This window comes from Streptomyces sp. NPDC014870 (assembly GCF_043081505.1).
Taxonomy (GTDB): domain Bacteria; phylum Actinomycetota; class Actinomycetes; order Streptomycetales; family Streptomycetaceae; genus Streptomyces.
Genome location: NZ_JBIBWQ010000003.1, coordinates 205,394 through 229,510, shown reverse-complemented (window position 1 = coordinate 229,510; position 24,117 = coordinate 205,394). Strand labels below are relative to the sequence as shown.

27 protein-coding genes and 1 riboswitch are annotated in these 24,117 nt (G+C 69.3%); of the genes, 13 read left to right on the top strand and 14 right to left on the bottom strand.

The genetic code is table 11. The features are described 5' to 3' along the window. Window positions 1–208: 208 nt before the first annotated feature. The 4 genes from rpsF to rplI all read left to right on the top strand — a co-directional run bounded on the left by rpsF (window position 209) and on the right by rplI (window position 1,918). Window positions 209–499, top strand: coding sequence for a 30S ribosomal protein S6 (rpsF, locus tag ACF09C_RS09620; RefSeq protein ID WP_004950685.1), 291 nt, complete (start codon window positions 209–211; stop codon window positions 497–499). A 74-nt stretch (window positions 500–573) separates the two neighbouring features. Further along, window positions 574–1,158, top strand: coding sequence for a single-stranded DNA-binding protein (locus ACF09C_RS09615; RefSeq protein ID WP_362429840.1), 585 nt, complete (start codon window positions 574–576; stop codon window positions 1,156–1,158). Window positions 1,159–1,216: 58 nt separating this feature from the next. Continuing rightward, the gene (gene rpsR / locus ACF09C_RS09610; protein WP_005315025.1) at window positions 1,217–1,453 is read left to right on the top strand and encodes a 30S ribosomal protein S18; all 237 of its coding nucleotides are present in this window, start codon (window positions 1,217–1,219) and stop codon (window positions 1,451–1,453) included. Window positions 1,454–1,471: 18 nt separating this feature from the next. Beyond that, window positions 1,472–1,918, top strand: coding sequence for a 50S ribosomal protein L9 (rplI, locus tag ACF09C_RS09605; protein WP_362429843.1), 447 nt, complete (start codon window positions 1,472–1,474; stop codon window positions 1,916–1,918). 79 nt (window positions 1,919–1,997) lie between these two features. On the opposite strand, the gene ACF09C_RS09600 is transcribed toward rplI, so the two are convergent. Next, window positions 1,998–3,335 carry an MATE family efflux transporter gene (locus ACF09C_RS09600; protein WP_392090708.1) on the bottom strand — a complete coding sequence of 446 codons (1,338 nt, stop codon included), beginning with the start codon at window positions 3,333–3,335 and terminating at the stop codon, window positions 1,998–2,000. Window positions 3,336–3,759: 424 nt separating this feature from the next. Between ACF09C_RS09600 and dnaB the strand changes: the two genes are divergently transcribed. Continuing rightward, a complete protein-coding gene (dnaB, locus tag ACF09C_RS09595) occupies window positions 3,760–5,244 on the top strand; it encodes a replicative DNA helicase (RefSeq protein ID WP_362414617.1) in 1,485 nt (494 codons plus the stop codon). Window positions 5,245–5,340: 96 nt separating this feature from the next. Here dnaB and ACF09C_RS09590 read toward each other — a convergent pair whose 3' ends face one another. Continuing rightward, window positions 5,341–5,985: a DUF4232 domain-containing protein gene (locus ACF09C_RS09590; RefSeq protein WP_392090705.1), complete on the bottom strand. Its 645-nt coding sequence runs from the start codon at window positions 5,983–5,985 to the stop codon at window positions 5,341–5,343. A gap of 263 nt (window positions 5,986–6,248) precedes the next feature. Here ACF09C_RS09590 and ACF09C_RS09585 point away from each other — a divergent pair, with 263 nt between their 5' ends. Beyond that, window positions 6,249–7,631 carry a serine hydrolase domain-containing protein gene (locus ACF09C_RS09585; protein ID WP_392090703.1) on the top strand — a complete coding sequence of 461 codons (1,383 nt, stop codon included), beginning with the start codon at window positions 6,249–6,251 and terminating at the stop codon, window positions 7,629–7,631. Between the two features lie 63 nt (window positions 7,632–7,694). On the opposite strand, the gene ACF09C_RS09580 is transcribed toward ACF09C_RS09585, so the two are convergent. From ACF09C_RS09580 to ACF09C_RS09565, 4 genes are all read right to left on the bottom strand, one after another. Further along, window positions 7,695–8,147 carry a GNAT family N-acetyltransferase gene (locus ACF09C_RS09580; RefSeq protein ID WP_392090701.1) on the bottom strand — a complete coding sequence of 151 codons (453 nt, stop codon included), beginning with the start codon at window positions 8,145–8,147 and terminating at the stop codon, window positions 7,695–7,697. Window positions 8,148–8,199: 52 nt separating this feature from the next. Continuing rightward, on the bottom strand, window positions 8,200–8,658 hold the full coding sequence (locus ACF09C_RS09575; RefSeq protein ID WP_392090698.1) for a MarR family winged helix-turn-helix transcriptional regulator: 459 nt from the start codon (window positions 8,656–8,658) through the stop codon (window positions 8,200–8,202). Between the two features lie 120 nt (window positions 8,659–8,778). After that, entirely contained in the window at window positions 8,779–9,642 is an 864-nt protein-coding gene (locus ACF09C_RS09570; RefSeq protein WP_392090696.1) for a GNAT family N-acetyltransferase, read from the bottom strand. A gap of 5 nt (window positions 9,643–9,647) precedes the next feature. After that, the gene (locus tag ACF09C_RS09565; RefSeq protein ID WP_392090693.1) at window positions 9,648–10,175 is read right to left on the bottom strand and encodes a DUF2269 domain-containing protein; all 528 of its coding nucleotides are present in this window, start codon (window positions 10,173–10,175) and stop codon (window positions 9,648–9,650) included. Window positions 10,176–10,252: 77 nt separating this feature from the next. Here ACF09C_RS09565 and ACF09C_RS09560 point away from each other — a divergent pair, with 77 nt between their 5' ends. Together ACF09C_RS09560 and ACF09C_RS09555 are read left to right on the top strand one after the other, a co-directional pair. After that, window positions 10,253–10,906 (top strand): HAD family hydrolase, encoded by a 654-nt coding sequence (locus tag ACF09C_RS09560; RefSeq protein ID WP_392090691.1) that lies wholly within the window; start codon window positions 10,253–10,255, stop codon window positions 10,904–10,906. A 107-nt stretch (window positions 10,907–11,013) separates the two neighbouring features. Next, window positions 11,014–12,168 (top strand): globin domain-containing protein, encoded by a 1,155-nt coding sequence (locus ACF09C_RS09555; protein WP_392090688.1) that lies wholly within the window; start codon window positions 11,014–11,016, stop codon window positions 12,166–12,168. A 20-nt stretch (window positions 12,169–12,188) separates the two neighbouring features. Here the strand turns inward: ACF09C_RS09555 and ACF09C_RS09550 are convergent, their stop codons facing one another. The 5 genes from ACF09C_RS09550 to ACF09C_RS09530 all read right to left on the bottom strand — a co-directional run bounded on the left by ACF09C_RS09550 (window position 12,189) and on the right by ACF09C_RS09530 (window position 15,919). Next, complete coding sequence (locus ACF09C_RS09550; RefSeq protein ID WP_362414637.1) at window positions 12,189–12,668, bottom strand: NUDIX hydrolase; 480 nt, start codon at window positions 12,666–12,668, stop codon at window positions 12,189–12,191. 35 nt (window positions 12,669–12,703) lie between these two features. After that, window positions 12,704–13,600 (bottom strand): LysR family transcriptional regulator, encoded by an 897-nt coding sequence (locus ACF09C_RS09545; protein WP_392090684.1) that lies wholly within the window; start codon window positions 13,598–13,600, stop codon window positions 12,704–12,706. Window positions 13,601–13,874: 274 nt separating this feature from the next. Further along, entirely contained in the window at window positions 13,875–15,047 is a 1,173-nt protein-coding gene (locus tag ACF09C_RS09540) for a cystathionine gamma-lyase (RefSeq protein WP_392090682.1), read from the bottom strand. After that, complete coding sequence (locus ACF09C_RS09535) at window positions 15,044–15,532, bottom strand: low molecular weight protein-tyrosine-phosphatase (protein WP_392090679.1); 489 nt, start codon at window positions 15,530–15,532, stop codon at window positions 15,044–15,046. The genes ACF09C_RS09540 and ACF09C_RS09535 overlap by 4 nt, the downstream gene beginning before the upstream one ends. Window positions 15,533–15,541: 9 nt before the next feature. After that, window positions 15,542–15,919 carry a phage holin family protein gene (locus ACF09C_RS09530; protein WP_392090676.1) on the bottom strand — a complete coding sequence of 126 codons (378 nt, stop codon included), beginning with the start codon at window positions 15,917–15,919 and terminating at the stop codon, window positions 15,542–15,544. Window positions 15,920–15,970: 51 nt separating this feature from the next. Here ACF09C_RS09530 and ACF09C_RS09525 point away from each other — a divergent pair, with 51 nt between their 5' ends. The 4 genes from ACF09C_RS09525 (at window position 15,971) to ACF09C_RS09510 (ending at window position 18,265) form a co-directional block, all read left to right on the top strand. Beyond that, window positions 15,971–16,288 carry a cupin domain-containing protein gene (locus ACF09C_RS09525; protein ID WP_362414647.1) on the top strand — a complete coding sequence of 106 codons (318 nt, stop codon included), beginning with the start codon at window positions 15,971–15,973 and terminating at the stop codon, window positions 16,286–16,288. Window positions 16,289–16,419: 131 nt separating this feature from the next. Then, window positions 16,420–16,638, top strand: a complete 219-nt coding sequence (locus tag ACF09C_RS09520) for a DUF5326 family protein (protein WP_362414649.1) — start codon at window positions 16,420–16,422, stop codon at window positions 16,636–16,638. A 284-nt stretch (window positions 16,639–16,922) separates the two neighbouring features. Next, on the top strand, window positions 16,923–17,693 hold the full coding sequence (locus ACF09C_RS09515; RefSeq protein WP_392090673.1) for an IclR family transcriptional regulator: 771 nt from the start codon (window positions 16,923–16,925) through the stop codon (window positions 17,691–17,693). 137 nt (window positions 17,694–17,830) lie between these two features. Then, complete coding sequence (locus ACF09C_RS09510; protein WP_392091379.1) at window positions 17,831–18,265, top strand: SsgA family sporulation/cell division regulator; 435 nt, start codon at window positions 17,831–17,833, stop codon at window positions 18,263–18,265. Between the two features lie 71 nt (window positions 18,266–18,336). Here ACF09C_RS09510 and ACF09C_RS09505 read toward each other — a convergent pair whose 3' ends face one another. Next, window positions 18,337–19,740, bottom strand: coding sequence for a YibE/F family protein (locus tag ACF09C_RS09505; RefSeq protein ID WP_392090670.1), 1,404 nt, complete (start codon window positions 19,738–19,740; stop codon window positions 18,337–18,339). 71 nt (window positions 19,741–19,811) lie between these two features. Then, window positions 19,812–19,959, top strand: a riboswitch (TPP riboswitch). Here ACF09C_RS09505 and thiC point away from each other — a divergent pair. Then, entirely contained in the window at window positions 19,953–21,740 is a 1,788-nt protein-coding gene (gene thiC / locus ACF09C_RS09500; RefSeq protein WP_392090667.1) for a phosphomethylpyrimidine synthase ThiC, read from the top strand. Its footprint overlaps the riboswitch before it by 7 nt. A 115-nt stretch (window positions 21,741–21,855) precedes the next feature. Here thiC and ACF09C_RS09495 read toward each other — a convergent pair whose 3' ends face one another. Beyond that, the gene (locus tag ACF09C_RS09495; RefSeq protein WP_392090665.1) at window positions 21,856–22,716 is read right to left on the bottom strand and encodes a hypothetical protein; all 861 of its coding nucleotides are present in this window, start codon (window positions 22,714–22,716) and stop codon (window positions 21,856–21,858) included. Window positions 22,717–22,877: 161 nt separating this feature from the next. After that, on the bottom strand, window positions 22,878–24,086 hold the full coding sequence (locus ACF09C_RS09490; RefSeq protein ID WP_392090662.1) for a metallophosphoesterase: 1,209 nt from the start codon (window positions 24,084–24,086) through the stop codon (window positions 22,878–22,880). Window positions 24,087–24,117 lie beyond the last annotated feature (31 nt).

Genomic DNA, 24,117 nt, shown 5'->3' with positions numbered 1-24,117 from the left:
CCCTCACCAGTGGATTTCAACCGGAAGCGGGTGTGCGGGTACTCTGTACGGTCTGCACCGGTGTCTGCCCAGGTCCATCCAGGGCCCCGACGCTCCCCTCGCTCGTCGAGGGTGGTTGTCAGTGGTGGCCGATACCGTTGCTTACGCATCACGACCCTCCTGCCACGGAACGACCGTGGCCGCTGAGTCCAAAGGAGGTGGGTTCCACATGCGTCACTACGAGGTGATGGTCATCCTCGACCCCGATCTCGAGGAGCGCGCTGTCTCCCCGCTGATCGAGAACTTCCTCTCCGTCGTCCGTGAGGGCAACGGAAAGGTCGAGAAGGTCGACACCTGGGGCCGTCGTCGTCTCGCCTACGAGATCAAGAAGAAGCCCGAGGGCATCTACTCGGTCATCGACCTGCAGGCCGAGCCTGCGGTCGTCAAGGAGCTCGACCGACAGATGAACCTGAACGAGTCGGTCCTCCGGACCAAGGTCCTCCGTCCCGAGACCCACTGAGCATCTAGCTCAGAAGTCATCGGGTTCGAGTAGCAGCAAGCAGCCAGAAGCAATCCCGCCGAGAGGTTCATCCAATGGCAGGCGAGACCGTCATCACGGTCGTCGGCAATCTTGTCGACGACCCCGAGCTGCGCTTCACCCCGTCCGGTGCGGCGGTCGCGAAGTTCCGTATCGCGTCCACCCCCCGCACCTTCGACCGGCAGACCAACGAGTGGAAGGACGGCGAGAGCCTGTTCCTGACCTGCTCGGTCTGGCGTCAGGCGGCGGAGAACGTCGCTGAGTCCCTTCAGCGCGGCATGCGTGTCGTCGTGCAGGGACGTCTGAAGCAGCGGTCCTATGAGGACCGCGAGGGCGTCAAGCGCACGGTCTACGAGCTGGACGTCGAGGAAGTCGGCCCCAGCCTCAAGAACGCCACGGCCAAGGTCACCAAGACCACTGGTCGCGGTGGCCAGGGTGGCTACGGCGGCGGTCAGCAGCAGGGCGGCGGCGGTAGCTGGGGTGGAAACTCCGGCGGTGGCCAGCAGGGTGGCGGCGGTGCTCCCGCCGACGACCCGTGGGCGACCAGCGCGCCGGCCGGCGGCGGCCAGCAGCAGGGCGGCGGAGGCGGCTGGGGTGGAAACTCCAGCGGCGGCGGCTACTCGGACGAGCCCCCCTTCTAGGGCACTCCCCTCGAAGACAGCTCGTACCCAAACTTCTTGATCACACAGGAGAAACACCATGGCGAAGCCGCCTGTGCGCAAGCCTAAGAAGAAGGTCTGCGCGTTCTGCAAGGACAAGACCGCGTACGTGGACTACAAGGACACGAACATGCTGCGGAAGTTCATTTCCGACCGCGGCAAGATCCGTGCCCGCCGCGTGACCGGCAACTGCACGCAGCACCAGCGTGACGTCGCCACGGCCGTGAAGAACAGCCGTGAGATGGCGCTGCTGCCCTACACGTCCACCGCGCGATAAGGGAAGGGTGACCGAAAAATGAAGATCATCCTGACCCACGAGGTCTCTGGCCTCGGTGCCGCCGGCGATGTCGTCGACGTCAAGGACGGTTACGCTCGCAACTACCTGGTTCCGCGTGGTTTCGCGATCCGCTGGACCAAGGGTGGCGAGAAGGACGTGGCGCAGATCCGCCGCGCCCGCAAGATCCACGAGATCGCGACCATCGAGCAGGCCAACGAGATCAAGGCCCAGCTCGAGGGCGTGAAGGTGCGTCTGGCTGTTCGCTCCGGCGACGCCGGCCGTCTCTTCGGCTCCGTGACCCCGGCCGACATCGCCACGGCGATCAAGTCCGCGGGTGGCCCCGACGTCGACAAGCGTCGCGTCGAGCTCGGTTCGCCGATCAAGACCCTGGGCTCGCACCAGGTGTCCGTGCGTCTGCACGCGGATGTTGCCGCGAAGCTCGGCGTCGAGATCGTCGCCGCGTAACGCTGCTCTCAGCAGTCTCAGCAGTAAGGAAGGGCCGCACCCCCCGGGTGCGGCCCTTCCGCCGTTTCACGTGAAACATTCACCGCGTGGCGCCGGTGACGATCCAGCGGCCTGAGCGCGAGCGCAGCCAGAGCGTCACCATGCGAACCGTCATCATCAGCGTCATCGCCCACCAGAGCGCGGTCAGCCCCCCGCCGAGGACGGGGACGAGGAGTGCGACCGGGGCGAAGACGGCCAGAGTGAGCAGCATGGCCCAGGCCAGGTAGGGCCCGTCGCCCGCGCCCATCAGAACGCCGTCCAGGACGAAGACCACTCCGGCGATCGGTTGCGAGATCGCGACGACGAGCAGTGCCGGGAGCAGGGTGTCCTGGACCGTCGTATCGCCGGTGAAGAGCGGGATGAAGAGGGGCCGAGCCAGCACGAGGAGAGCGCCCAGGACGACTCCGGAGACCACACCCCACTGGACCATGCGGCGGCACACCTGTCGGGCGCCGTCGGCGTCGTTCGCGCCGAGATACCGGCCGATGATGGCCTGGCCGGCGATGGCGATCGCGTCCAGCGCGAAGGCCATCAGGCTCCACAGGGACAGGATGATCTGGTGGGCGGCGACCTCGGCATCGCCCATGCGGGCGGCTACGGCGGTGGCGATCATCAGGACCGCGCGCAGGGAGAGCGTCCGGACGAGGAGGGGGACACCCGCCTGGGCGCTGGCGCGTATCCCGGCGGCGTCGGGGCGGAGGGAGGCGCCGTGGCGCCTTGCTCCCCGGACGACCACGACGAGGTACACGGCGGCCATGGCGAACTGGGCGATGACCGTGCCCCAGGCCGAGCCCGCGATGCCCATTCCGGCGCCGTACACGAGCCCCACATTGAGCAGCGCGTTGGCCGTGAAGCCGCCGATGGCCACGTACAGCGGTGTGCGGGTGTCCTGGAGGCCGCGCAGGACACCGGTGGCGGCCAGGACCACGAGCATGGCGGGGATGCCCAGGATGGAGATCCGCAGATAGGTGATGGCGTACGGGGCGGCCGTGTCGGAGGCTCCGAAGACGTCGACCAGCCAGGGGGCCGTGGGCAGCGTGGCGGCCACGACGGCGACTCCGAGGAGGAGCGCGAGCCAGATGCCGTCCATGCCCTGGCGGATGGCCGCCTTGAGGTCACCGGCTCCGACGCGGCGGGCGACGGCGGCCGTGGTCGCGTAGGCGAGGAAGACGAAGACGCTGACGGCGGTGGTGAGCAGGGCCGCGGCGATGGCGAGACCGGCGAGCTGGGGCGTCCCGAGGTGGCCGACAATGGCGCTGTCGACCATCAGGAACAGTGGCTCGGCGACGAGTGCGCCGAAGGCCGGCAGCGCGAGGGAGACGATCTCACGGTCGTGCTGCCGACGGACGGCCTTGGGGGCCGGGGGAGCCTGGGTCATGGACCAAATCTAATCTTCCACAGGTAAGAGATGCAACGTGCTTGTGATCCTTACTTGCGTGCGGCGTGGAGCCGTGGGTGTGCGCCGTTTGTTCTGATCTTGGTCCGGAAGGAAAAGTTTTTCTCCCCCACAGCCCGTGGATGGAAAACGCGCAGGTCAGAGTGGTGCTGAGGGGTGGGCTATGAGTTTGTCCACATGGCTGTCCCCCGGTCCGTGCACAGGTTCGGCGGGGTTCTCCACAGCATCGGGGCGTTCACCCACAGGCCCTGTGGATAACCAGATTGGCTGACGGTGCCCGCGGGCCTAACGTGGTCCGGCGCCCGACGCGCCAGAAGCGGAGTCAAAGCCTCTTGTTTGTCCGAGCCGTGGCGTAAGAAAGAGTGGCACGGCTAGGTCCGCGGAGCGGACGGGAGGAGGTGGCTTGGTGAGCATTCCCGAGCCCTTGGACGACCCCTGGGCCGACAGCGGACCGAGTGACCGGCTCCCCGTCGCACGCCCCCGTGGCGAGGGCCGTGGGCGCGGACGGGGCCGTGAGGACCAGCACGACCGCGGCAGCGACAGCGGCCCGTGGGACGGCGGTCTGACCGGCTTCGAGCGCGTCCCTCCGCAGGACCTCGACGCCGAGCAGTCCGTCCTCGGCGGCATGCTGCTCTCCAAGGACGCCATCGCGGACGTCGTGGAGATCATCAAGGGCCACGACTTCTACAAGCCCGCTCACGAGACGGTCTACGCGGCCATTCTCGACCTGTACGCGAAGGGCGAGCCGGCCGACCCGATCACGGTCGGTGCGGAGCTCACCAAGCGTGGCGAGATCACCAGGGTCGGCGGTGCGTCGTATCTGCACACGCTCGTCCAGTCGGTACCGACCGCGGCCAACGCGGCGTACTACGCGGAGATCGTCCATGAGCGCGCGGTGCTTCGCCGCCTCGTGGAGGCCGGAACCAAGATCACGCAGATGGGATACGCGGCCGACGGCGATGTCGACGAGATCGTGAACTCGGCGCAGGCCGAGATCTACGCGGTCACCGAGCAGCGCACGACCGAGGACTATCTGCCGCTCGGCGACATCATGGAGGGCGCGCTCGACGAGATCGAGGCGATCGGCTCGCGCAGCGGTGAGATGACGGGTGTGCCGACCGGCTTCACCGATCTCGACCAGCTCACCAACGGGCTGCATCCGGGCCAGATGATCATCATCGCGGCCCGTCCCGCCATGGGTAAGTCAACGCTGGCCCTGGACTTCGCGCGGGCCTGCTCCATCAAGCACAACCTCCCCAGCGTCATCTTCTCCCTCGAAATGGGCCGAAACGAGATCGCGATGCGCCTGCTCTCGGCGGAGGCTCGGGTCGCCCTGCACCACATGCGCTCCGGCACCATGACCGACGAGGACTGGACCCGGCTGGCGCGACGCATGCCGGACGTCTCCCAGGCACCGCTGTACATCGACGACTCCCCGAACCTGTCGATGATGGAGATCCGTGCGAAGTGCCGCCGGCTCAAGCAGCGCGCCGGGCTCAAGCTCGTGGTCATCGACTATCTGCAGCTGATGCAGTCCGGTGGTAAGCGGTCCGAGAGCCGGCAGCAGGAAGTCTCGGACATGTCGCGAAACCTCAAGCTCCTGGCCAAGGAGCTCGAACTGCCGGTGATCGCGCTCTCCCAGCTGAACCGTGGCCCCGAACAGCGCACCGACAAGAAGCCGATGGTCTCCGACCTCCGTGAATCCGGCTCGATCGAGCAGGACGCGGACATGGTCATCCTGCTACACCGCGAGGACGCCTACGAGAAGGAGTCACCGCGCGCGGGCGAGGCGGACATCATCGTCGGCAAGCACCGTAACGGCCCCACGGCGACGATCACGGTCGCCTTCCAGGGCCACTACTCCCGCTTCGTCGACATGGCGCAGACGTGACGGCTGTGCGTCAGCCGTTCTGACTCTCGGGCGGAGGAATCTGCCACGCCACCCCGTGGCCGGGGTGGGTTCGGCCGCAGAGGGCGTGTCGGGGGGTCAGCCGACCTTGCCGAGGGGGGTGAGCTGGAGGGGGCGGTTCGGGGTGTCCGGGTTGTCCACCGGGAGGGTGCCCGCCGGCCAGTCGAGGGTGATGGTCTTCGTCTCGTTCGGGGGCGTGACCAGGAGCTTCGCCACGCGGATGCCCGAGCCGCCGCTGTTGTTGACCGGGAACGTGATGTTGAAGGCGGCGGACTCGCCGTTCTTGATGACGTCCGCGCGGGGCGTGTCGCTGGTGCGGGCCACGGACAGGGTGTCGCCCGCCGCCGTCTTCAGGTCGACGCCGGCGAAGCCCTTGATGGTGCAGTCGCGGCCCCCGCCGTTCTTGAACTGCACCGTGACCACGCCTTCCTCCTTGTCGATCGTGTTGTCGACCGCGGTGACCTCCAGCTCGTCGCTGCGACAGATGCCCGCCGCCTTCCCGGTCGAGCCGGTGCCTGCCGTGTTGCTCGCGGTGGGGCTGTTCGTGGTGGGGGCTGTCGAGGGCACGGGGGTGTCGCTCGTGGGGCTCTTCGAGGCGCCGGCGGGCGGAGTCGTGGGGGTCGCGTTCGTGGTCGCCGTGTCGCCGTTGCAGGCGGTCAGGGCGAGCGTGCCGACCAGCGTGAGACCGGCGAGGAGCGTCTTGGTCGTGTGCGTGAGCTTCATGGGTTCCCCCGTACTGAGACTGTGGTGATCCGCGGCCGTCGGCGTTCCCGTCCGGCTCGACAACAGACAATCCGTCCCAGGAACATGGCGGCAAGCCGTGGCGGGTCATCAGGGACGCTGGGATGCCGAGTCCACGCTGACCTGCGGGAACGTCGCTGCCTGGGATGCGGCGCCGGGACGCCTCCGGGCACGTCCTGGACCGGGTTCGGCACGCGGCGGGAAATGTGGTCGACTCCCGCCCCCGCTCGGCGTTGGATCGGTCCATGACCTCACCCTTCGAAGCTCTGCTTCCCAGTACCGAACGGGCCCTGCTGCACCGCGTCGCCGTCGCCCAGTCCGAGGGGCGCGCACCCTCGTTCGTCGGGGCCGTGGCCCGCGACGGGAAGATGGTCTGGAGCGGGGCCCGTAGCTGTGTCGACGGGCACGCCCCGGACGCCGACACGCAGTACCGGATCGGCTCCCTCACAAAGGTGTTCACCGCCGTCCTGGTGATGCGCCTCCGTGACGAGGGGCTGCTCGATCTCAACGACCCGCTGGAGAAGCACCTTTCGGGCACGGGCGTCGGGGAGGTGACCATCGCCCAGCTCCTCGGGCACAGCGCCGGCCTCGCCGCGGAGGCCCCCGCGCCGTGGTGGGAGCGGACGCCGGGGACGGTCAGGCCCGAGTTGGCCGACGTGCTCGGCGAGGAGGCGTTCCGCCACCCGGTGGGGCGGCACTTCCACTACTCCAACCCCGGGTACACGCTGCTCGGTTCGCTGGTCGAGGCCGTCCGTGGAGTCTCCTGGGAGGAGGCGCTGCGCGGCGAGATCCTGGAGCCGCTGGGCCTCACCCGGACGAGCGTCCAGCCCGTCGCCCCGCACGCCGGCGGCTGGGCCGTGCACCCGTGGGCCGATGTGATGCTGCCCGAGCCGTCCGAGGATCTCGGACTGATGGCGCCCGCCGGCCAGCTCTGGTCGACGGCCGAGGACCTCTGCCGCTTCGCGGGGTTCCTCGCCCAGGGCGACGACCGGGTCCTCGGAGCGGCCTCGGTCGCGGAGATGCGTACACCCGCGGTGGCACCCGGTGCTGGGGACAAGGAGGGGGGCTATGGTCTGGGCGTCCAACTGCTGCGTTGGGACGACCGGATGCTGATCGGCCACACCGGATCTCTGCCGGGCTTCGTCGCCTGCCTCTGGGTGAGCGTCGAGGACGGAATCGCAGCGGTGACCCTCGCCAACGCCACGTCAGGGCCGACCATGGCGGCCGTGGCGGGCGAACTCGTGCAGATCGTGGCGGAGGCCGAGCCCCGCTTCCCCGAGCCCTGGCGGCCGCTTCCCGCGTCGGAGGTGGACCAGGAGCTGCTGGAGCTGACCGGGCCCTGGTACTGGGGGACCTATGTGTTCGGGCTGCGGCTCGGTCCGGATCGGAGCGTGACCCTGGAACCGCTGCGCGGTCCCGGGCGGCGTGCGGCGTTCCGGGCGCTGCCCGAGGGCGGCTGGATCGGCCTCAATGGCTACTACCTGGGTGAGACGCTCCGAGCCGTCCGGCGTCCTGACGGCTCGGTGAGCCACCTCGATCTCGGCTCCTTCGTCTTCACGCGCGAGCCGTACGAGCAGGGTGACGCCGTGCCGGGGGGAGTGGACGAGGCGGGGTGGCGCGGCCTCTGAGCCGCATGTTTCACGTGAAACACCGTGGCCGAGGACCGCGTCCCCGGCCACGGCCCTCCGCGTTCACAGGGCCATCTTGAAGCCCAGGTGCGTGGCCTCGAACCCGAGCCGCTCGTAGAAACGGTGTGCATCGGTGCGTGTGGTGTCGGAGGTCAGCTGGACGAGTTGGCACCCCTGACGGCGGGACTCCTCGACGGCCCACTCGATGAGCCGCGTTCCCAGACCGCTGCCCCGCTCCTGTGCGTGGATCCGAACGCCTTCGATGATCGACCGGGTGGATCCCCGGCGGGAGAGCCCGGGGATGACGGTGAGCTGGAGGGTGCCGACGACCATCGTGCCGCGCACGGCCACTACAAGGTGCTGGTGGGGGTCATGAGCCAGCCGCTGGAACGCCGCGGTGTACGGAGTGAGGTCGTCGGGGGACTCCCGTTGGGCGCCCAGCGGGTCGTCGGCGAGCATCGCGACGATGTCCGGCAGGTCGCCGGTGGTGGCGGGCCGTATATCAAGATCGCTCATGAAGCGCAGCGTACGCCCCGAGGCTCGGCGGCCCGGTCAGAGGATGCGGAGGTCAGGCGGGTACGTGAGCGCCCTCGACCACGCGGACCAGGGGAGCCAGCTCCGGGTTCTTCGCTGCTTCGTCGAGGGCCTCACGCAGGGCTGCGTCGTTGGTGGGCCGGGCCTCCGCGAGCAGCTTCATGCCGGACTCGGTGACGTCGGTGTAGATGCCGCGCCGGTCGGTGGCGCACAGATAGCGGGTGAGTAGGCCTCGGTCCTCCAGGCGGGTCACCAGGCGGGTGGTGGCGCTCTGGCTGAGGACGACGGCGTCCGCGACCTGCTTCATCTGGAGGTGTCCGCCCGGGCCGCTGTGCTGGCGGCTGAGCACATCGAGCAGCGAGTACTCGCGCACGCTCAGCCCGTGACGAGACTCCAGCGCGCGCCCGATGTGAGCCTCGATCCTGCCGTGCAGCAGGGAGAGCGCGCACCAGCCCTGGGAGAGGGCGGTGAGAGCGGGGTCGGTCGCGGTCATGGTCTCTCCTCGGTCCGGAGCGGCTTCTCCCAGGGTAGACGAAGAATGCAAAAGCCCGCGTGTGCAATTACTACGGCTTTCCGACGGCTCCGCCCCGCCCCGTTCCCGCCCGCCTCTGCGCTATCCCGCCGCGACGGTGAGAGGGGCGAACCTGCGGTTCCAGTCACCTGGGAGGTCGGGTAGGGAGCGCACCATGACGGCGTTGAACGCGATCGGTCCGAGCCCGTTCGCCTTGAGCCAGCTCACCAGGGCCTCGTGGCGCACATCGATGTCCGTGCGGAGCGGGCGGTCGGTGGCGGCAGCCAGGGAGGCGACGAGGGCCTGGGCGGTTGCCGTGTCCCGGGCGATCAGGGGGCCGATGACGTGGGTGTCCATGTTCGGCCAGGCCGCCGCGAAGCCGGTGATCTCGCCGCCTTCCTCGGCGACGCGGAGCTGGTCCGCGAAGGCCGGCAGGCGCGTGAGCATATGGGTGCGGTCCAGGCCGAAGACCTCGGTGTCCAGGCGGAGGATCGTCTGGAGGTCCTCGGCGGTGGCGGCGCGGGTGGCAACCTCGGGCGCCGGCTCCGCCGCGGTGAACCGGCCGTGGAGCATCTCGGCGCGGCCGGTCTGGACGAAGCCCAGCTGTTCGTAGAGCGGCTGCCCGCTCGGAGTCGCGTGGAGCGTGAGCGGGGTGTCGCCGGCGCTCGCGATGACGTGGTGCATCATCCGGCGGCCCACGCCCTGGCGGGCGTACCGCTCGGCGACCAGCACCATGCCGATGGCGGCGAGTTCGGGCCCGTACGAGGTGACCACGCTGGCCGCCACGAGCCCCTTGCCGTCAGGGTCGTCGATGCCGTAGCCGGTTCCCGCCGTCAGCAGGAGGCTCCACTTGTGCTCCTCCCTTGGCCAGCCCCGGTCCTCGGAGAGGTCGGCGCAGAGAGTGACGTCCTCGGGGGTGAGGATCCGGATGGGGAGCTGGTCGAGCGGGGCGGGCGAGGTCGGCATGAGGCTCAGGCTGTCCGATGCAGTGATCGTTCGTCCACCGTTTTCCGGGAACTGGCCGATCCCCGCAGGTGGCGGCCTCGGCGAGTCAATCCCCACGGCTTCAGCACGGAGATCGCGGTCATGAAGAAGTAGGCCGCCGTGGACACCGTCGGCGCCGCCACGAGGCTGGGGTCCGGCACGCCGGCCGTCGCCGCGTGCACGATCTCCGGCCGCAGGGCGAAGACGGTCGCGGCCGCGGTGGCCAGGGTCAGCCAGAACTTGATCCACACCCAGCGGTGCCGAGCCAGGCCCCAGGGCGTACCCAGGGAGAGGACCAGTCCGCTCACCAGGGTCACCACGGCGACCGGAGCGAGCAGCCAGTCCGCGAACACCTTCATCGCACGGTAGGCCGCCTCGGTGAGCGTGGGGTCGGCCGTCGTGTAGGCCGTGATGCCGAGCGTCAGCAGTCCCACGCTGAGCCCGAGCCACGCCACGGAGACGGAGACATGGACGACGAGGAGAGCCCGTCGAACGGGCCGCTGGAGATGTTTCACGTGAAACACGGTGCCGTCCCGCCCGGTCGTCCCGCGTCTGACGACGGGAGTAACCGCACGTACTAGCCTCGGCGTACATGACGCGTTCCATGGGCCGGGGCAGGCTGCACCTTTTCGATCTCGACGGCACGTTGATTCGTGGGTCGGCGGCCGCCGTGGAGATCTCGCGCCAGCTCGGCCTGACCGAGGAGATCGCAGCCCTGGAGCGGCGCTTCCTGGTGGACGGGCTGACCCCCGACGAGTTCGCGGTCCGGGCCCACGCCCTGTGGGCCGCTCTCACACCGGAGCAGGTCACGGCCGCTTTCGAGGGCGCTCCTTGGTTGGCCGGCATTCGCGAGGTCTGGGCGGACATCCACGCCGAAGGAGGACGCTGCGCCGTCATCTCGCTCTCGCCCGACTTCTTCGTCGAGCGGCTCCTCGGCTGGGGAGCCGACTCGGCCCATGGCTCCCGCTGGCCGTCGGTGCCGTTCACCCAGCCCATCCATCGGCCGGGCATCCTCGACGCGGCCGCGAAGGTGCGCATCACCCGCCGTCTCTGCGCGGAGTACGGGCTGGGCCTGGCGGACTGTGTGGCCTACGGCGACTCGATGTCCGACGCGCAGCTCTTCGCCGCAGTTCCGGTGACCGTGGCGATCAACGCCGACCACCACCTGGCCGGTCTGTCGCGCCATGCCTACACGGGGAGTGATCTGAGGGAGGCATACGAGCTGGTCCGAAAGGACGCAGCCTAGTCCTAGTCGCGGGGTGAATGCCCGAGAATTCCGCTTTCTGTCCGAACCCGTGGCCGAAGCTGTCAAGCTGCGACGACAAGAGCCGCAGGCGCGAGGCGAGGCACACGATGGAAGAGGCCGTGCACGACGACCGCGAGGCACCGCCCCGGACAGCTCCGGGTCCCTCCCCCGACGCGATCCTCATCCGCCGCACCCTGGCCGAGATCGCGCCCGTGGCCGACAAGGTGACCTCGTACTTCTACGCCTTGCTCTTCATCCGCCACCCCGAGCTGCGCGCGATGTTCCCCGTCGCCATGAACACCCAGCGGGACCGCCTGCTCAAGGCGCTGCTGACGGCGGCCGAGCACATGGACAACGCCCCCGTCCTCACCGAGTACCTCCAGAACCTGGGCCGCGGGCACCGCAAGTACGGGACCCGCTCGACCCACTATCCGGCCGTCGGTGAGGCGCTGATCGGCGCGCTGATTCGGTACGCCACCCTGACCTGGGACGAGGAGACCGAGGCCGCCTGGGTGCGGACGTACACCACGATCTCGCAGATCATGATCGACGCGGCGGCCGAGAACGAGCGTCACGCGCCCGCCTGGTGGCACGCCGAGGTCGTCTCGCACGATCTGCGCACGCCGGACATCGCGGTGATCACCCTCCGCCCCGACCAGCCCTACTCCTTCCTGGCCGGGCAGTACACGACGCTGGAGACCCCCTGGTGGCCGCGCATCTGGCGGCACTACTCCTTCGCTTCGGCGCCGCGGCCGGACGGGCTGCTCTCGCTCCACGTCAAGGCGGTTCCGGCAGGCTGGGTCTCCAACGCTCTGGTGCACCACGCGCGCCCCGGCGATGTGCTGCGCCTCGGCCCGCCGGCCGGATCGATGACCGTCGACCACTCCACGGACAACGGCCTGCTCTGTCTGGGCGGTGGGACCGGCATAGCCCCCATCAAGGCCCTGGTCGAGGATGTCGCCGAGCATGGGGACCGGCGCCCCATGGAGGTGTTCTACGGCGCGCGCAGCGACCACGACTTGTACGACATCGACACGATGATGCGGCTCCAGAAGACCTTCCCCTGGCTGTCGGTGCGGCCGGTCACCGAGGACCAGGGACAGCTCCCGGACGCCGTGCGTGAGTTCGGCCCGTGGAACGAGTACGAGGCCTATCTGTCGGGCCCGCCCGGCATGGTCCGGCGCGGGGTGGACACCTTGCGGGGGATCGGCATACCGGCGGAGCGGATCCGCCACGACTTCCTGGCGGACCTCGCTTCCTAGACCGGGCTCGTGCCTCGCCGCTACCCGAGGTCCGGCGCGTGCATGGCGCGCACGCCCTCGATGTTGCCGTCCAGGTAGTGACGCAGGGAGAGCGGTACGAGGTGGACGGCCGCGATGCCCATCCGGGTGAAGGGCACGCGGACGATCTCGTACTCGCCCACCGGTTCGTCGACTTCGGGCCCGTGCCGCAGCGAGGGGTCCATCGAATCGAGCCGGCACACGAAGAAATGCTGGACCTTCACCCCCGAGACACCGCCGTCGACGATGTGCTCGACGGTGTCGACGAAGCAGGGGACCACATCAGTGATCTTGGCGCCGAGCTCCTCGTGCACCTCACGGTGCAGGGCCTCGACGACGGTGGTGTCGGAGGGCTCGACCCCACCACCCGGCGTCAGCCAGTAGGGATCGACCCCCGGCTTCGTGCGTTTGATGAGAATGAGGTCGTTTCCATCGAGCAGGATGGCGCGTGCGGTGCGCTTGACCACAGGTCGTTCGGTCATGGGAAGAAAATGGCCCGCCGTAGGTGTCCTGAAACTCACCAGTCGCCGGAGGAGCGCAGGAGCCACTCGTGGGCTCTCGCCAGGTGCGGCAACGCGAGCGTTCCGGCGCGGACGACCAGGAAGTAGGTCCGCAGCGGTGGCACCGGCGGGTCGAGCAGCGCCACGAGGCGGCCCTGCTCCATTGCCTCCTCGCACAGATAGCGGGGCAGGACGGCCAGCCCCGCTCCGGCGGCGGCGGTTTCCAGGACGGCCCGTAGATCGGGCGCCACGACGGTGGCGGTCGCGGCCGGCTTGCTCTCGAAGACGGCCGCCCAGTAGCGCGCCACAAAGGGCAGCGACTCGTGCACCTCCACCACCGGCAACTGCTCCAGGACCACGGCGCCTTTGCGCAGCAGCAGATCCGGTGCCAGTCGGGCGGCCCAGCGGGGCGCGGCGACCAGGACATGTTCCTCGTCGCAGAGCGGTGTGGCGCCGAAGAGCCCTCCGCGTGGGCGGGCGGTGGCGATGGCGAGATCGTGGTGGCCGGCGGCGAGACCGTCGAGGGTCTCCTCCGTCGTGGCGGGGAAGGCGGCTCGGACGGCGAGGCCCTGGGAGACCAGCGGGGTGAGGGCAGGCAGCGCGCGCGCCGCGGTGAACTCGGGAGGCCCGGCGAGATGGAGGGTGCGGGCCCGGTTCTGCTCGTCCAGACCGGTCTCGGCGATCTCCACGAGCGCGTCCAGATGCGGCGCGGCGCGGTGGGCGAGCTCGTCGCCGATGGTGGTGGGCGTGACCCCACGGGCCTGTCTGAGGAAGAGCGGTCTGCCTAACTGCCGCTCCAACGTGCGGATCTGGCTGGTCACCGCGGGCTGGGAGAGTCCGAGAAGCGCTGCCGCGCGGGTGAAGGAGCCGGCCCGGTGCACCGTGACGAAGGTGCGCAGCAGGGCGAGATCCATGTCCGCCCCCCTCCCGGCCGGTGCGGCCGTTCGACTCAGGCGGTCGGCTGACGGCGCCTCAGGACCGTCCAACTATAGATAAGTCGATAGGTCTCTGTCGCTACCGTGATTGGACACTGACGCAGAGTCAACTAGCCTTGTTCAGGCGGTTGTCCGCACAGCCGAGGCGGGGCGTTCCGAGCCATGAGGGGGGAGGCTCGGAGCGCCCCGACTCCGTGAGCGCCCCCGACCGGCGGGCATGGGCGCCCCGCTCAGCAGGAGCCGGCGCCCCCGCTCAGCGGCCCGGGTCCGCCTGCGTCGCGTCGAGGGCGCGCAGCACGTCCGCGATCAGGTCCTCGGGGTCCTCCGCCCCGACGGAGAAGCGGATGAAACCCTCCGGCACCGCGTCGCCGCCCCACCTCCCGCGCCGTTCAGCGGTCGAGCGGACCCCGCCGAAGCTGGTCGCGTCCTCGACGAGCCGCAGCCCTTCGAGAAAACGCTCGGCCCGGTCGCGGTCGGGGAGGACGAAGGAGACCACGGAGCCGAAGCGGCGCATCTGCCCGGCTGCCACCGTGTGCGAGGGATCGCCCGGCAGCCCGGGGTACCGCAGCCCGGACACCTCCTCCCTCTTGGCCAGCGCTTCGGCGAGCGCCAGCGCGGAGGAGCACTGGCGGTCGATGCGGAGCTGGAGCGTGGCGAGGGAGCGGTGGGCGAGCCAGGCCTCCATGGGGCCGGGGATCGCACCGACGACCTTGCGCCAGCGCCGTACCTCCGCCGCGCGCCGCGGATCGCGGCAGCTGACATGGCCGAGAAGGATGTCGCCGTGCCCGGTCATGCCCTTGGTGTCGCTCGCCACGGAGAAGTCCGCACCGAGCTCGAGCGGCCGCTGGCCGAGCGGGGTGGCCAGGGTGTTGTCGACGGCGACCAGAGTCCCGCCCTCGTGCGCCGCGCGCACGAGGCGGCGGATGTCGCAGACGTCGAGCCCGGGGTTGGAGGGCGTCTCGATCCACAGCAGCCGGGCGCCGTCCAGTACGGACAGCTGGGCGTCGCCGCCCGTCGGAGCGGTGCGGACCTCGATCCCGTACGCCCTGAGCTGCTCGTGGAGCAGCGGAAGCGCCTGGTAGCCGTCCTCTGGGAGGACGACCGCGTCCCCGCTCCTCAACTGGGAGAAGAGGACCGCGGAGATCGCGGCCATGCCGGACGCGAAGACGAGCGTCTCGACCTCCGGCTCCCCCGGCGCTTCCAGCTCACCGATGGCACGTTCCAGATGGGTCCAGGTCGGATTCTCGTCCCGCCCGTACGTATAGGGGCCGGTGGGGTCGCCCGGCAGATGGAAGTGGGCGGCGAAGACCGGCCCCGGAAGTGTCGGCTCGTACTTCACCGGCTCGGGGAGCCCAGCCCTTACCACCCGTGTCCCGTCGCCGACGGCGCCGAGGCTCTCGGCGCCGTCGATCGCGTCCGTGCTCATACCGCCCGCTCCTCAGCGCTCTCTCGTACGGCGGCGAGCAGTCCTTCGCTCGCCGCCTCCACCATGTCCAGGCATTCCTCGAAGCCCTCGGCCCCGCCGTAGTACGGGTCCGGCACGTCGAGGTCGTCGGCCGCCGGGTCGTACGAGCGCAGCAGCCGGACCTTCGCCGCGTCCTCCGGAGTCGGGGCGAGCCGCCGCAGCTCCCGCACATGCCCTTCGTCGAGGGCGATGACCAGGTCGAGCACGGGGAACCAGGAAGCACGGAACTGCCGGGCCGTGTGCTCCGAGGCGTAGCCGCGGTCCTCCAGGACGGCGACGGTACGCGGGTCGGCGGCGTGGCCCTCGTGCCAGCCCCCGGTGCCCGCGCTGTCCACCTCGACGGTGTCCGCGAGTCCGGCCTCTTCCACGCGGGCGCGGAAGACGGACTCGGCCATCGGCGAGCGGCAGATGTTGCCCGTGCAGACGAAACAGACGCGGTATGTCATCGTGCGCACTCAGTCCCCGTCGGGGAGCACGACATTGAGCGCCCAGGACACGACGGAGATGATCAGACCGCCGAGGACCGCGGTCCAGAAGCCGTCGACGTAGAAGTCCAGGCCGATCGTGTCGGCCAGCCAGGACGTGAGCAGCAGCATCAACGCGTTGATGACCAGCGTGATCAGGCCGAGGGTGAGGACGAACAGCGGAAGCGAGATCAGCTTGACGATCGGCTTCACCAAGAAGTTCACCAGCCCGAAAACCAGGGCGACGAGGATCAGCGTCAGGGCCTTGTCACCGGTGCTGTCACCGGTCAGGTCGATGTCCGGGACGAGCCAGACGGCGACACCCAGGGCGCCCGCGTTCGCGAGCGTCTTGACTACAAAATTCTTCATGTGTCTGATCGTGGCAGACACGATCGGGCCAAGGGCAGGGGCGAACGCACCATGAAAGCATTCCGACTGGACGAGCTGGAGGCGGAGCGCGCCGCCAACGACGGTGCGTACCTCCAGTTTCTGCGCGAGCGGAACATGTCCGTCGGTCTGTACGCGCTCGACGCCGGCTCGCTCGACCCGCAACAGCCGCACAGCCAGGACGAGGTGTACTTCGTCGTCAGCGGGCGGGCAGCGATCACGGTGGGTATGGAGACGACACAGGTGGCACGGGGCAGCGTGGTCTACGTGCCGGCCGGGGTGGCCCACAAGTTCCACCACATCACCGAGGACCTGCGGGTCATGGTGGTCTTCTCGCCGCCGGAGGGCTGAATTCCCCTAGGGGGTCGATCAGGGGAGAGCAAGGGCTCCGGGGCCCCCGTGGCGCAGGCGACGCACCTAGCATCGAAGGTGTCCGGCGCAGAGCGCGCGGGACGGATTCTTCGGGAGATGAGGTAAGCGCGATGGCGGTACGAGAGATTCTCGCGGGGATGCCCTGGTGGGTGAAGTGGGTCGCCATACCCGTCATCGCCCTGTTCGTCTTCGGTGGCCTGATCATGAGTGTCGCGACGTTCGTGATCGGTCTGCTTTTCAAGGTGTTGATCTTCGTCGCTCTGGTCGGTGGACTGATCTACGTCGTACGGAAGTTCATGTCCTCCTCGACCTCACGCGAGGACTGGTAGCACGAACTACCCGCCGGTACAGGGGCGTAGGGCGGGCGTTAGCCCGGCCGAGGGACGCGGTCCTGGAAACCAGGGTCAGGCCTAGGAGCTGCCATTAGAGTGGAAAATCTCTGCCGCACCGGGGAAATCCGGCCACGCCTTCCGCGCTGATCCGCGGATGTGATGTCCACCGTCCCGGGCGGGTCCGCCACCGGACCCCACCGGTTCCCCGGCCGCGGCGGGCGCGCGGGGGCGGCCCCCGCGGGCGGGTGCACGGCACCCGTCGTGACGCCTGGGGGTGACCTTTGGCCACGGCTACGCAATCCGCTGCTCCTACGTTGATCGGCTCGGTGCAGCGGGCGCTGAGACTCTTGGAGGCCGTGGGCTCCCACGAGGACGGGGCCCCTGCCAAGCAACTGGCGCGCGAGGCCGGCCTCCCGCTGCCCACCGCGTACCACCTGCTCCGCACCCTGACCCACGAGGGCTATCTACGCCGTGAGAAGGGTGTGTTCGTCTTCGGCGACGCGGCAGGTCGTCTCGCCGGTGGCGGAGTTCTGCAGAATCGTCGCACCAAGATCGAAGACTCCCTCGCGCACTGGCGCGACGAGATCGGGGTCCCCGTCTACTTCGCGATCTACCGCGAGGGCGAGATCGAGCTCGTCGCCGTCGCCGACACCCCCGCCGCACCCGCCGTGGACGAGTGGGCCGACTTCCGCGAGACGGGGCACGCACACGCGATCGGGCAGTGCCTGCTCAGCCAACTGGATTTGAAGAGTCGTCAAGACCACCTCGACCGCCATCCGGTGGAAGCCATCACTCCGTACACGGTGCGTAACCAGAGTGCGCTTTTGGATCGTTTGGGCGGAATGGGGCGAATGGAGCCCCTGGTAGAGCGTCAGGAATATGCGCTCGGCACAGTTTGCGCGGCGATCCCCATCACCGCGGGGTCCACGGCGGCCGCCATGGCCATTTCCCTCCCCCTCCACCAGGAAGAACGGTTGCTGCCCGCAGTCGATCGGCTACGCAACGAGATCGGAATGCTCCTCAGTTCCTTCGCGTTCTCTATCAGTATCTGAAAAATCACTCCTTGTGATCTGCTAGCCGTTCCAGCACGATTGCGTCAAGAGGGCCATGGGGGATCATTCCTGGCCGTTTTGATCACGCTTTCAGCAGCCGTGTTTACACAACTGCTCCATCTACTGCGGGGTACATGATGCGAGAGTCGGTTCAGGCCGAGGTCCTGATGAGCTTCCTCGTCTCGGAGGAGCTCTCCTTCAGGATCCCGGTGGAACTGCGTTACGAGACCCGGGATCCCTACGCGGTGCGCATGACGTTCCACCTTCCCGGAGACGCTCCCGTGACCTGGGCGTTCGGTCGCGAGCTGCTGCTCGACGGGATCAACAGGCCGAGCGGCGACGGCGATGTGCACATCGCGCCGACCGACCCCGAGGGCCTTTCGGACGTCGCCATCCGGCTCCAGGTCGGCGGCGACCGCGCCCTGTTCCGGGCCAGCGCGCCGCCGCTCGTCGCCTTCCTCGACCGGACGGACAAGCTGGTTCCGCTCGGTCAGGAACGGACACTGGGCGACTTCGAGGGCAACCTCGAGGCGGCGCTCGGTCGGATCCTCGCGGAGGAGAACGCCGGCTGACCGGTCCGGGGCCGGCGGTCCCGGACGGTTCCGGACGGACCCGGTCACCGAGGCCGGCGGCCGACCCCCGGCTACTTCGCCCGGCGCCGCCGCCCGCCCTTGGATGAACGCTTCTCCAGCCCGCCCGCTCGGCCCAGCCCACCCGGTCGACCCGGTCCGCCCGGCGTGCCAGGTCCGCCCGGCCGGTCCGCCGAGACGACGAGCGCGGCGAGAGCGGTCGTGACCGGCACCGAGGCGACCAGACCGATCGACCCCACCAGTGTGCGGACGATCTCCTCAGCGACCAGCTCGCTGTTGGCCACGGTCCCCACGCTGCTCTGCGCGATGGAGAAGAGCAGCAGCAGCGGCAGCGCCGCGCCGGCGTACGCCAGGACCAGCGTGTTCACCACGGACGCGATGTGGTCCCGGCCGATCCTGATGCCTGCCCGGTACAGCCCCCGCGGGCCCAGCCGGGGATCGGCCTGGTGCAGCTCCCACACCGCCGAGGTCTGGGTCACCGTCACATCGTCGAGGACACCGAGCGAACCGATGATGATGCCCGCGAGCAGCAGACCGGACATGTCGATGTCCGGGTAGAGGCCGTGGATCAGGCCGGTGTTGTCGTCCGTGTTGCCGCTCAGCGAGGCCCAGCTGATGAAGAACGAGCCGAGCAGACCGATCAACAGCAGCGAGATCAGGGTCCCGAGCACCGCGACGGAGGTCCGGGCGGACAGGCCGTGGCACATGTAGAGCGCGATCAGCATGATCGCGCTCGACCCGACCACCGCCACCACCAGCGGATTCGACCCCTGAAGGATCGCCGGGAGGATGAAGAAGGTCAGCAGCAGGAAGCTCACGGCGAGCGAGATCAGCGCCATCACCCCGCGCATCCGGCCGACCAGCACGACCGCCACGGCGAAGATCAGGGCGAGCACCGCCAGCGGCACCTTGCGGTTCACGTCCGTCACCGAGTACTGCAGATCACGCGGAGCGTCCGGCGCGTACGCCACCACCACTCCCTGGCCCTCGTCCAGTTGGCGCGGCGCGTCCGGCTGCACGATCTCGGTGAACGTACGGCCCTTGTCCGGACCGCTCGTGACCTCGATCGTCGCCTTCTCGCACTCCCCCTGCTGGGCGTTGACCGCCTCGCGTCCCTGGGGTGTGGAGGTGTCGCCGGTCGGCGGGACCTGAGCGGCGTTCACATCCTGGCAGTCGACCTTCTCCACCGAGACGACCTTGCCCTGGTACGTCTGCCGGTCGAAGCCGACGCCGGTGCGTTCGTGCTCCGGGGCGCCGCCCGGCCACAGCACCACGAGCCCGACCACCACTGCCGTGGCGAACGGGATCAGGACAGCCGCGATGACCCTGCGCAGATGCCGGGAGACGGGCGCGGCAGGCCCATGACTGTGCGTATGACCGTGCCCGTGACCCGCGTCGCCATGGGTGGCAGGGCCGTCATGACGGTCGGGTTCTGGGGTCTGCTGCTCGGAAGTCACCGACCGATCATCGCAAGAACGGTGGGGGCCCACTGTTCAGCACGGCCGGATTGACGCTAGCGTGGTGACACCTTTGCACACGCGGGAGCTCGGAGCACCGGGCTGAGAGGGCGCTGATCACCGTACACGCGTACTGGACGTACGTACGGGAAGAGGCTGCGCCGACCGCCGAACCTGTTACCGGGTAATGCCGGCGTAGGGAGATCGGTCTCATGACCATTCAGGATGCACGCACGCCTGCCACCAGCGAGAACGACGGCCAGGACGAGCGCAAGCCGGGCTGGCACAAGGGGTACGTCGAGGGCTCGCGCCCCGACATCCGCGTGCCCGTCCGGCAGGTGCACCTCACCAACGGCAAGGACGTGACGCTGTACGACACGTCCGGTCCGTACACCGACCCCACCATCGACACCGACGTACGGTGGGGCCTGCCGCCGCTGCGCGAGAACTGGATCATCTCTCGGGGCGACACCGAGGAGTACGCGGGCCGCCCGGTCCGTCCCGAGGACGACGGCATCAAGCACACCTCGCCGCGCGGCGGCGGGCTGAAGAACCTCGACGCCGTCTTCCCGGGCCGGCCGCGGCTGCCGCGCCGGGGCCGCGAGGGCGTGGCCGTGACCCAGCTCGCGTACGCCCGCCGGGGCGAGATCACCCCGGAGATGGAGTACGTCGCGATCCGCGAGAACGTCTCCCCCGAGGTCGTACGGGAGGAGATCGCGGCGGGGCGGGCCGTGCTTCCGGCCAACGTCAACCACCCGGAGATCGAGCCGATGATCATCGGCAAGCGGTTCCTGGTGAAGGTCAACGCCAACATCGGCAACTCCGCCGTCACCTCCTCCATCGAGGAGGAGGTGGAGAAGATGACCTGGGCGACCAAGTGGGGCGCCGACACGGTCATGGACCTCTCCACCGGCCGCAACATCCACACCACGCGCGAGTGGGTGCTGCGCAACTCTCCCGTGCCGATCGGCACCGTGCCGCTCTACCAGGCCCTGGAGAAGGTCGACGGGAAGGCCGAGGAGCTGACCTGGGAGATCTACAAGGACACCGTCATCGAGCAGGCCGAGCAGGGCGTCGACTACATGACGGTCCACGCCGGCGTACTGCTGCCGTACGTCCCGTTGACCGCCCGTCGCAAGACCGGCATCGTCTCGCGCGGCGGCTCGATCATGGCCGCCTGGTGCCTCGCGCACCACAAGGAGAACTTCCTCTACACGAACTTCGAGGAGCTCTGCGAGATCCTCGCGACGTACGACGTCACGTACTCGCTGGGCGACGGCCTGCGCCCCGGCTCGATCGCGGACGCCAACGACGACGCGCAGTTCGCGGAGCTGCGCACGCTCGGCGAGCTGAACACGATCGCCAAGCGGCACAACGTGCAGACGATGATCGAGGGCCCCGGGCACGTCCCGATGCACAAGATCAAGGAGAACATCGACCTTCAGCAGGAGATCTGTGAGGAGGCGCCGTTCTACACGCTCGGCCCGCTGACCACGGATGTCGCGCCCGCGTACGACCACATCACCTCGGGCATCGGCGCCGCGATGATCGCCTGGTGGGGTACGGCGATGCTCTGCTACGTCACGCCCAAGGAGCACCTGGGGCTGCCCAACCGCGACGACGTGAAGACGGGTGTCATCACGTACAAGATCGCGGCGCACGCGGCCGACCTGGCCAAGGGGCACGCGGGGGCTCAGGAGTGGGACGACGCGCTGTCGGACGCGCGGTTCGAGTTCCGCTGGGAGGACCAGTTCAACCTGGCGCTCGACCCGGACACGGCCCGTGAGTTCCACGACGAGACGCTGCCGGCCGAGCCCGCGAAGACCGCGCACTTCTGCTCGATGTGCGGTCCGAAGTTCTGCTCGATGAAGATCTCGCAGGACATCCGCCGGGAGCACGGCGGCGACCTCAGGGCGGACGAGATCTCGGCCGGAATGGCAGAGAAGTCCAAGGAGTTCGCGGCGGCAGGCAACCGGGTCTATCTGCCGCTGGCGGAGTAGGACGCGGGCGGCTGCCGGGCCGGTGTGATCGTCCGATCGGACCGGTCCGTGCGCTGCAGGCGCGCGTCGTACGGGCCCGCGACCCACGGGGGGATCGCGGGCCCCCCGTCGTGGTTCACGCAGGGCCGGTGTAGTCCGGGCCGGTGGCGTCGGGGCTGGTGTAGTCCGGGCTCGTGAAGTCGGGGCCGGTGTAGTCGGGGCTCGTGAAGGCCGGACGGGTCGTGGACGAGCCTTCGTTCGGGCTGGAGAAGTCCGGTCCGCTGTAGCCGATCTTCGGTATGCGGTCGGTGCGGGGCGGGGGCACGGCCGGCGGGTCCGACGGTCCGGGCGCGGCCAGTGCCTCGCGCAGGAACGGCAGGACGCCCCGTTCCAGCAGGGCTCGGCGCCAGGTCTCCCGGGCGCGGGACAGCTCGTCGTCGCCTTCCGCACGAGGTGGATCGCCCGCGGGCACTTCCGTGGAGCGGTTGCGCAGCGCCGTGACCAGCAGCCCGACGGCGGCGCAGAACAGTCCGGCGGCGGCGACGGCCCCGAAGAACCAGCCGGCTGTCAGCAGGGTGTCGGCGACCGCGAGCGAGGGCGCGATGAGCTTGAGCACGGCCCCGACCAGCAGGAATATCAGTGCGGCCGGCCCGGCGAGTACCGGCGCGAGGACGGTGACGATCGCGACGATGCCCGCTCCCGGGCCGCCGCTCGCTCCGTCGCCGTCCGCCGTCAGGACGGCGCCCATCACGCTTGTACCGCTCGGTGACCGGACCTCTTCGCGGACCTTCACGAAGTGGTCGTACTCGACCGCCGCCGCGGCGGTGATCAGGGCCGTCGCGTTCAGCGCCATCGTGCGCAGTTGGCCGGCCGTGAGCCGTTTCCCGATCTCGGCGAGATCCGGATGGTCGTACGCGTTGCGCAGTGCGTCGTCGAGGATGCGCTCGTACTCGGCACGATCCTCGGTCAGCAGGTGCGGAGCCACGTTCATGTGCATCCCCCGATACTCCGTAGGGCCGCGTCGACCGTGGAATTTACGGCCAGTTGGGCGGAAACGGAGGAGAGCCTGCTACGGATGGTCCGATCGTATTGCGGTTATGGCACAGGGTGACAGGGGGTTTCCTGAAATCGACTTCCCCGGATGCGGAGCGTTATGCGTCAGCCATGCAGGGGGAGTTGGACGACCAGCAGCTTTCCGGCCATGGTCACACCGCCGTCCATGGCGATCGCGAGTCCCTCCGCGTACACGTGCGGACCGTCGACGCCCGGACCCGAGCCGCCCTCGCCGTCCTCGGTGCCGACCTGGCCCAGGAGGTACGGAATGGGGCTGTGACCGTGCACGACGCGGCTGCCACCGTAGGTGGAGAGCAGTTCCTGGACCGCCTGGGGGCCGGCGTCGTCGCGGAAGGCGAAGCGCTTGGTGAACTTGCGGAACAGGTCCCAGACCTCGTCCGCGTCGTTCCGGTTGATGATCTCGTGGACGGTCTCGTTGACGTCCTCGATGGTGCTGCCGTACTCCAGGTAGGCGGTGGTGTCGGAGTGCATGAGCAGATGCCCGTCCTCCTCCACCACGGCGTCGAGCCGGGACATCCACTGCAGATGGACGTCCTGGAGCCGGTCCATGTCGTGCTTCTGGCCGCCGTTGAGCAGCCAGGCGGCCTGGAAGGTGGCGGTGCCCGCGCCGGAGTTGACGGGGGTGTCCCCGAAGCGCTTGGCGCCGATCAGCAGCAGTTCGTGGTTGCCCATCAGGGCCTTGCAGTATCCGCCGGCGGCGGCGGCCTCCGCGGAGAGGCGCATGACCAGGTCGATGACGCCGATGCCGTCGGGACCGCGGTCCGTGAAGTCGCCGAGGAACCAGAGCCGGGCGTTGCCCGCCGACCAGGCGCCGTTGTCGTCGATGAGTCCCTGCTCGCGCAGGGCGGCGACGAGCTCGTCGAAGTAGCCGTGGACGTCGCCGACCACGTACAGCGGGCCGGGGCCCTCACCGGAGGCCGGGGCGGGCGCGGGGGACGGGACCGGGTCCACGCGGACCTGGACGGTGTCCCCCCGGTTGATCACCGGGAGGTCGCGCTCGGTGGGGGTGTAGCCCTCGGGGAGCTCGTCGTCCGGGAAGGCGTTCCCGGGGTGGCCGGGGACGGCCGCGGAGAGCGAGACCGGGGGCGTGAGCGGGACCCGGGAGGCGGCGCCGAGGCCGAGGTGGAGCGTGGGGTCGGCGACGGGCCGGACGATCTCGTCGAGGGTGCCGGGGTGCCCGGCCGGGGGCTCCTCGGTTCGGCCCTGCACGGGCACGCGGGCGTACGGCGGTACGCGGAAGTCACGCAATGTCGCCGTGCGCACCACGGGTTCCTGCCCGGCCCCCTGAGTCATCGACCCCTCCACCACCGTCGCGATGCCCTGC